The organism is Mangrovicoccus sp. HB161399 (assembly GCF_013184745.1).
GTDB lineage: Bacteria > Pseudomonadota > Alphaproteobacteria > Rhodobacterales > Rhodobacteraceae > Mangrovicoccus.
Genome location: NZ_JAATVU010000140.1, coordinates 1 through 7,148 on the forward strand (window position 1 = coordinate 1; position 7,148 = coordinate 7,148).

Here is a 7,148-nt window from a genome sequence, read left to right on the forward strand (position 1 = left end):
CGCCAATATCGGCAGCATGACCACGCGCCGCACCGGCAAGCTGCGCAGCTGGTATCGCAAGAGCCTGCGCAAAGCCAAGGTGTCCGGGTTCGTCGGCTACATCTCGGCGAAGGCACGCTCGGCAGCCTACTATGCCAGGTTCGTCCATGACGGGACGCTGCGCCAGGACGCCCGCCCGTTCCACGAGCGCGCCGTCGATGCCAATGCCAGCGACCACAGTTTCGAGATGCGGCAGGCACTTCGCAACGCGCTCAGCGCGGCCGCGCCCGGGTCTCTGGCCCGCACCGGCGGCCAGGCAGAGCGGGGGCTCGAATGACGCCTCCCGAGCGCGGCCTTGAACTGCAGGGCCTGGTGATCCAGCGGCTGGCCGCTGCCCTTGCCACGGCCGGGGTCAGCCCGGCAGGAAGCGCCGTCCCGGTGAGCGACCACATCCCGCACATCCAGGGGAACCAGCCGCGGCACCTCGTCCGCGTCGATGAATTCCAGTACCGGCAGGTGTCCGATGCGCGGCGCAAGCGCTGGCGGCACCGCTTCACCGTCCATGTCTTCGAGCGGCAGATGGACGGCCGGTCGCAGGCGGCGCGGCTGCATGCGCTGGTCTTCGCTGCGCTGGACGATTGGGAGCCGCATGGCAGCGCCACCGCGCTCGAGGTTTTCGAGGGCTACAGCGCCGGGGCCGACGAGGCCCATGCACAGCACGAGATCCTGAAATTCGAGACCATCATAGGAGAATGATCTGATGGGCAATGCAGTGAAGGGCAAGGAACGGCTCCTGTACATCGACAACGGCTCCGGCACGCTGGTGGAGGTGCCTTTCCAGGGGGACGGCACCTACAACCCCGGCAAGACCGCAGGCACCAGCCGCACCAAGAACGGCTCGCATCCCTATGCGACCGACGCGGGCGCCACTTTCACCACGAACATCGAGTTCGAGCGCCCGATGCTGGCCGTCCACACGCGGCTGCAGGACCTGTCGGCGTCAGGCGAGATCATCGCGGTGGAGGTGCGCGACAAGAACATCGGCGGCCAGAAATACTCCGGTACCGCGCAGGTCGTTCTGGGCGAAGAGACCTCCGGCGTCGATGGCGTGCTGTCGCAGGCGCTGTCGGTCAACTTCGCCGATGATCCGGTTACCGGAACGGTGACCGCGTGAGCGACATCCCCGTGACCCTGGGCGGCCAGCAGTACCGGATGCGGCCGACCTATGGCGCCATGAAGGAGATCGAGCGGAGGATCAACCTGACCTTCGCCGAGGCCTACGAATGCGCGCTGGTCGGCCGCCTGCGCATCCTGGAGATGGCCGAGATCATCTTTCAGGGGTGCCAGGCGGCGGGCGAGGAATTCGACTCCGTGGATGCCGTCGGCCGGGCGGTCTTCGAGGACCGGGTGACCTCGCCCGCGCTGCGCGAAAGCGTGGTGCGCTTCATCCTCGGCTGCCTGTGGTCGCCAGAGGATGCAAAAAAAAAGTGGGACGACGAGGCCGCGCCGATGGTGCGGCCGATCCCGGCCTGAGCTGGCTGGAGGCGGCCGGCGCCTTCGCAGCCGTCCATCTCGGCTGGCCGCCCAGCGAGTTCGCCCGCGCCACGCCCCGGGAATTCTGGGCGGCGCATGACGCCTATATGGACAAGATAAAGATGATGGGAGCCCGCGCCTGATGGTGACGGAACGCATCCTCACGGAATACACGGCCGACACCAGGTCGTTCGACCGCGGGGCCAGACGCTACGCCAGCACGCTGACCGCGCAGGAACGCATGGTCAATCAGCGGCTGGACCGCATCGACGCGCGCTGGGAGCGGTCCCAGCGCGCGATCGGCATGGTGACCACGGCGCTGGCCGGGCTTGCCTCAGCCGCGGCGCTGGTCGAGTTCCGCAATCTGGCCGAGGGCTGGCGCGGGGTAGAGCGCTCGCTTGCCTCGATAGGCGAGACCGGTGCCGGGGCGCAGCAGTCCATCGTAGACCTGGCGCTGCGCACCCGCAGCGAGATCGGTGCGACCGCGGCCGCCGTCCAGAAGATGTCGAAGTCGACGGGCGACGACTTCGAGACCACGGTACGCCGGGTAGAGACGCTGCAGAAGCTGATGTCGGCAGGCGGCGCGTCCGGCGCAGAGGTAAGCAGCGTCGGGCTCCAGCTCGGGCAGGCCCTGCAGGGCGGCGTCCTGTCTGGCGACGAATTCGGAACGATCCGCGAGGCGGCGCCGGTCGAGTTCCTTGACGCGCTGGCCAAAGCGGCCGGGGTGACCCGGGCAGAGTTGCGCGGCGTGGCCGAGGCGCAGCAGCTGACCTCCGACATCGTGCTGCAGGCTCTGGATGGCATGGCGGCGCAGGCCGACCAGTCCTTCGGTGCGCTGGCGGTCTCTGGGCAGGAAGCCATGACCGTGCTGCGCACCGGCCTGACTGCCTATGTCGGCCAGCTCGACCAGTCGCTAGGTGCTACCGAGGCGGTCAACGGCGCGATGCAATGGCTGGGCGAGTACATGGCCGGGGCCGGGGAGGGTGCCCAGACGCTGGCGGCCTCACTGAACATCGTGGCCGGTGCCGCGGTCAGCCTGGCGGGCGGCCGGGGCATCGGTGCCGTCACCTCGGCATTCCGCGATGCAGCCGCGGCCCGGCGCGATGCCGTTTCGGCGGCGCAGGCCGAGGTGGCGGCGGCGCAGCGCGAGATCGCCATCGCCGAAGAACGGGTCGTCAAGGCCGCGATGCACACCCGCGCCATGCAGGAAGCCGGGCGGGCCACCTCGACGGTGGAGCGCGCGCAGCGGTCGCAGGCCAAGGCGGTGGACAATCTGACTGCAGCGCAAGTCAGGGGCACAGCGGCATCAGGCGCCCTGACCCGGGCTCAGAACCGGCTCTCCCTGGCACATCGCGCTGGGGCAGCAAGCGTCCGCGCGTTCAATGGCGTCATGGCGTTCTTCGGCGGGCCGGTCGGGCTGGCGATTACGCTGGCAGGCGCGCTGGCCGTGGCCATCAGCAGGATCCCGAGCGAAGCGGAGCGCGCCGCATCTTCCTTGGAGTCCGCTCAGTCAGCTGTTTCGAAATTTGAGTCCGCCTTGAACGAGGTGGCGCGCCTTGATGGAGAGATCGCCTCTGCCAAGGACGAGATGGCTCGGGCTTCTGCCCTGTACAGTGCAGCGGTGGCCAACGAGGCCACTGTGGCCGCGGCGACTGCCAGCGCCGAGGTGGACGCCATCAACATTCGCATCGGGGCGCTCAACAGGCTGAGGAATGCCCAGCTGCTGCTTGCTCAAGCGTCGGCTGTTGACGCCAACAAGGGCCTGACGGATGCCCGCGGCATGCTGCGAGCCAACATCAGCAGGACATACCGCGGATCTGACGAATTTGCCGAGCGTGTCGCCAATGACCCGAATTTTACAGACGCCCAGGCGAATGCTGAAATCGACAGATTTACTGCCGAGCGTGATCTGGCGATCCGCGCCCGTATGGCGACTGGCGCCGGTCTGGATGGGCTGTCAAATGCCGAGGTGGACTATGCCAAGATCTTGGCTGGCGCTGAGGCGGTCAGCGCGAAGGTGGAGATCCTCACGGAGAGGATGGAGCTTGCGCAGAAGGGCAGCATAGCAGGAGTGACGGCGACAACTGGAGCCATAGTTGAGACCAGCGACAATGCGGTCACCGCCATTTTGGATGGCGCCAACCTGGCCAGCCGCAAGATCGCTGAACTGCAGGCGCAGGCGAAGACCCTGCGCGATGCGCTGGCTGGCGGGGGTCTGGATGCCAAGCAGACAGCTGAGGCCAACGAGGCACTGACCAGCATCAACGAGCAAATCGACCGGCTGAACGGCGTGAAGGGCGGCGGAAATGGTGGCTCTGGGGGCAAGGGCAAGGATCCGGTCCAGCTGATCAGCGAAGAGCAGGTCAAGACGCTGGACGAGGCGAAGACGCTGCTCAACGGCCTGGTGCAGCAAACCCAGACGGCCACCGAGGCCCAGGAGGCGCAGGCGCAGCGCATTGCCGAAGCGCGCAAGCTGCTGGTGGCAGCCTATGGCGCGGAGTCTGATCAGGTCGCCATGCTGGACGAGGCGACGAAGCGCCTCGGGCAGAGCGGCGAGGACGCCGGGGCGCAGCTTGCGAACACCTTCGCCCAGGTGGCGCTGCAGGCCGAAAGCGTCGAGGACGCGATCAAGCAGATCATCGTCCAGCTGCTGCAGGCCAACGGCGTTGCCGCGTTCCAAGGGCTGTTCTCGGGCACCGGCGGAGGTGCGGGCGGATTCTTCAAGACCCTGTTCGGCTTTGCCGATGGCGGCATCATGACCGGCGGCGGGCCTGTCCCGCTGCGCCGCTACGCCACCGGCGGGATCGCGAACAGCCCGCAGCTGGCGATCTACGGAGAGGGGCGGCTGCCAGAGGCCTATGTGCCCCTGCCGGATGGCCGGACCATCCCGGTGACGCTGCGCATGCCGGGCCTGCCGGGCAACCCGTCATCGGGGCAAGCATCCGGCGGCATCTCCGTCCAGATCACGAACCAGATCGAGGCGCCGGCGGGAACCAGCGACGCCGACCTTGCCGCGCTGGAGCGCCGCATGGCGGCCATCAGCCGGGCCCAAGCTGACGCTCTGGTGGCACGGCTCAAGCGCGAGGGGGCGCTCTGATGGCGGATTTCGCACCTGACGACCTGCAGTTCAGCAGCTTCGAGATCACCGCCGGCCACACCGTCGGCATGGCCCGCAGCCCCTATTCGAACGCGCAGGCGGTCTATGACTTCGGCGGCGACATCTGGTCGGCGACGGCCACGCTGGCACCGTACCACGACAAATTGCGCCAGGCGCGGGTCGAGGGCTGGCTGATCGGCCTGCGCGGCCCGCTGACGCCGTTCAGGCTCTACAACTTCGACCACGACGGGCCCTATGGCTTCACCAATGGGGCGCCAACCGTGACCGGCGGCGCGCTGCAGAAGGCCACGACGCTGACGCTGCAGCACGTCCTGCCTGGCGGCCAGATCCCCATGATGGAGGTCGGCGACTGGTTCACGTTCTCCGAACGGCTCTACCGGGTGGTAAGCGCCACCGTCACCGACGGGGCAGGGGCCCAGACCATCGGGATCTTCCCACCGCTGAGAACGAACATCGGAGACGGCAACGCACTGAACATCTCGACGCCGAATGGCCGGTGGCGCCTGATGGGCGACCCGCTCTCCATCGCGCATGACTGGCGCTCCGGCCGCACAATCTCCATCGAGATGATCGAGGCGCTGGAATGAGCATCCCGAGCGGCAGCCGCATCGGCTATCTCTTCCGCGGCTTCTTCGACGGCGCGCCGCTGGATCTGTGGACCGGCCACGGTGATCTGACCTATGGCGGCGTGACCTATGTGGGCAGCGGCGAGCTTCTGGAGATCAGCGGCAGCGCCAGCACCACCGGCAACCGGCTGTCTGGCCTCACGGTCTCTCTGGCCGGGATGGACCCGGAGACCATCTCCATCGCGGAGAATGAGCCGTTCCAGCGCCGCCGGGTGCTGATCAGCCTGATCTGGGCCGATGCGGAATGGAACGTCGCGGGAAGCGAGGTCTTCTTCGACGGGATCGCCGACAACATCGGCAACAACAACGACCCGTCGAATCCGGTCATCACCATGAGCCTTGAGCCGCGGGCGCTCGACCTGCAGCGCGTGCGGCCGTTCAGGTATCTGCCGCAGGACCAGCGCACCCGCTACGCCAACGATGCCTTCTTCGACATGGTGCAGAGCCTCCAGACGCAGGAGCTTAAGATTGGCACGTGACCGCTTCTGGCCGCGCCTCCTGGCCGATGAGCTGGCCGCCTGGGAAGGGCGGCCTTTTTCGTGGGGCACCGCTGACTGTTTCCAGCTTGCGCACTCCACGGCCCGCGCAATGGGTCTCAGGCCCGCTGCGCTTGAAGGGCTGCCCGGCTATGCCGACGAGGCCGGGGCGGTGGCGGTGATGCAGCACCTCGGCGCCGGGACCTTCGCCGGGGCGGTGGATGCGGTCTGGGACCGGATCCCGATCGCGCTGGCGCAGCGCGGCGACTGGATCATGGCAGACGCTGCCGGGACGACCGGCTGCCTCGGCATCGTGGCGGGCCGCCGAGCGGTCTTCATGCACCCGGCCCGCGGGCTCTCGCACATCAACATCGGAAAGGACTGGCTGGCGTGGGCGGCAAGGTAGTCAAGGCCATCAAGGCCGCCGCGGTGGTCGCCGCGATCGCGGTCACCGGCGGCGCCGCGGCCATCGCGCTCGGCGCCACGCTGACCTGGGGTACCGTTCTGGCCACCGCGGCGGTGCAGGGCGCCATCGCCGGGATCTCCGCCTATGCCACCAAGACGCCCAAGGGCATTCGACCGGCCAAGACGGCCGACGAGATCACGCTGAACAGCCTGCAGGCGGTGACCGAGGGCCTGATCGTCTATGGCCGGCGGATCATCGGCGGGCCGATCATCGCGCGCTCGACCTCCAGCGGGCGCGGGTCGAACAATGGCCAGTATCACAGCTGCATCGTGCTGGCCTGCCACGAGATCGACGCGGTGGAGAAGATCTGGCTCGGTGAGCGGCTGGTCTGGACGCTTGAGCAGTGGGAGGCCGACGAGGCCGAGGGCACCTTGGCGACCAAGAAGCGCGGCCTGCTGGCCACAAAGTACCAGGACGAGATCGGCATCATCGTCAAGCTCGGCACGTCATCGCAAACGGCCGTCGGGCAGTATGTCGACCAGGTGGCGGAGTGGACCTCGGCGGCGCGCGGGCGCGGCATCGCCTATGTCTACTTCGAATATTTCTACGGCAAGCACTTCCGCCAGGGCACGCCGACGCTGCGCAGCCAGGTCAGGGGGAAAAGGCTCTACGACTGGCGCACCGATACGACCGCATGGTCGGCAAACCCGGCGCTGATCATGCGCGACTATGCCCTGACGGCTGAGAAGTTCGGCGGCATCGGCTGGGCGGAATCCGACCTCGACATGGCCGCCCTGACCGCGCTGGCGAACATAGCCGACGAGCAGGTCAGCACGGCCGCTGGCAGCATGCAGAACCGCTACGAGTACAACGGGGTGCTGGATACCGGCATCGCGCCGACCGACAACTTGGACCGTCTGGCCACCAGCTGGGGCGGCTGGTGGGCGCATGACAAGGGCCTGCTCTCGGTCGGCGGCGCCGCCTACGAGGCCCCGGCCTTCGCCATCACG

General features: G+C 67.8%; 10 protein-coding genes. All 10 read left to right on the forward strand.

The features are described 5' to 3' along the window. Positions 1-316, forward strand: a 316-nt coding sequence (locus HCC78_RS30895) for a hypothetical protein (RefSeq protein ID WP_216671389.1), incomplete at its 5' end; no start/stop codon positions are given. After that, complete coding sequence (locus tag HCC78_RS30900; RefSeq protein WP_172332574.1) at positions 313-735, forward strand: hypothetical protein; 423 nt, start codon at positions 313-315, stop codon at positions 733-735. The genes HCC78_RS30895 and HCC78_RS30900, both read left to right, overlap by 4 nt. A 4-nt stretch (positions 736-739) precedes the next feature. Beyond that, on the forward strand, positions 740-1,153 hold the full coding sequence (locus HCC78_RS30905) for a phage tail tube protein (protein WP_172332575.1): 414 nt from the start codon (positions 740-742) through the stop codon (positions 1,151-1,153). Next, positions 1,150-1,512 (forward strand): GTA-gp10 family protein, encoded by a 363-nt coding sequence (locus HCC78_RS30910; RefSeq protein WP_172332576.1) that lies wholly within the window; start codon positions 1,150-1,152, stop codon positions 1,510-1,512. Before HCC78_RS30905 ends, HCC78_RS30910 begins: the two co-directional genes overlap by 4 nt. Then, positions 1,467-1,655 (forward strand): phage tail assembly chaperone, encoded by a 189-nt coding sequence (locus HCC78_RS30915; protein ID WP_172332577.1) that lies wholly within the window; start codon positions 1,467-1,469, stop codon positions 1,653-1,655. Before HCC78_RS30910 ends, HCC78_RS30915 begins: the two co-directional genes overlap by 46 nt. Next, on the forward strand, positions 1,655-4,609 hold the full coding sequence (locus HCC78_RS30920) for a tape measure protein (protein ID WP_172332578.1): 2,955 nt from the start codon (positions 1,655-1,657) through the stop codon (positions 4,607-4,609). The genes HCC78_RS30915 and HCC78_RS30920 overlap by 1 nt, the downstream gene beginning before the upstream one ends. Continuing rightward, positions 4,609-5,217, forward strand: coding sequence for a hypothetical protein (locus HCC78_RS30925; protein WP_172332579.1), 609 nt, complete (start codon positions 4,609-4,611; stop codon positions 5,215-5,217). The genes HCC78_RS30920 and HCC78_RS30925 overlap by 1 nt, the downstream gene beginning before the upstream one ends. After that, positions 5,214-5,735: a hypothetical protein gene (locus tag HCC78_RS30930; RefSeq protein WP_172332580.1), complete on the forward strand. Its 522-nt coding sequence runs from the start codon at positions 5,214-5,216 to the stop codon at positions 5,733-5,735. Before HCC78_RS30925 ends, HCC78_RS30930 begins: the two co-directional genes overlap by 4 nt. Next, positions 5,677-6,138, forward strand: a complete 462-nt coding sequence (locus HCC78_RS35075; RefSeq protein WP_371743963.1) for a hypothetical protein — start codon at positions 5,677-5,679, stop codon at positions 6,136-6,138. Before HCC78_RS30930 ends, HCC78_RS35075 begins: the two co-directional genes overlap by 59 nt. After that, positions 6,123-7,148 (forward strand): hypothetical protein (locus tag HCC78_RS30940; protein ID WP_172332582.1); only part of this gene is annotated, 1,026 nt, incomplete at its 3' end. The genes HCC78_RS35075 and HCC78_RS30940, both read left to right, overlap by 16 nt.

Coding starts and splice junctions, on each gene's coding strand:
- HCC78_RS30930 (WP_172332580.1), top strand. CDS start 5,214: ATGAGCATCCCGAGCGGCAGCCGCATCGGCTATCTCTTCCGCGGCTTC.
- HCC78_RS30920 (WP_172332578.1), top strand. CDS start 1,655: ATGGTGACGGAACGCATCCTCACGGAATACACGGCCGACACCAGGTCG.
- HCC78_RS30900 (WP_172332574.1), top strand. CDS start 313: ATGACGCCTCCCGAGCGCGGCCTTGAACTGCAGGGCCTGGTGATCCAG.
- HCC78_RS30905 (WP_172332575.1), top strand. CDS start 740: ATGGGCAATGCAGTGAAGGGCAAGGAACGGCTCCTGTACATCGACAAC.
- HCC78_RS30925 (WP_172332579.1), top strand. CDS start 4,609: ATGGCGGATTTCGCACCTGACGACCTGCAGTTCAGCAGCTTCGAGATC.
- HCC78_RS35075 (WP_371743963.1), top strand. CDS start 5,677: ATGCCTTCTTCGACATGGTGCAGAGCCTCCAGACGCAGGAGCTTAAGA.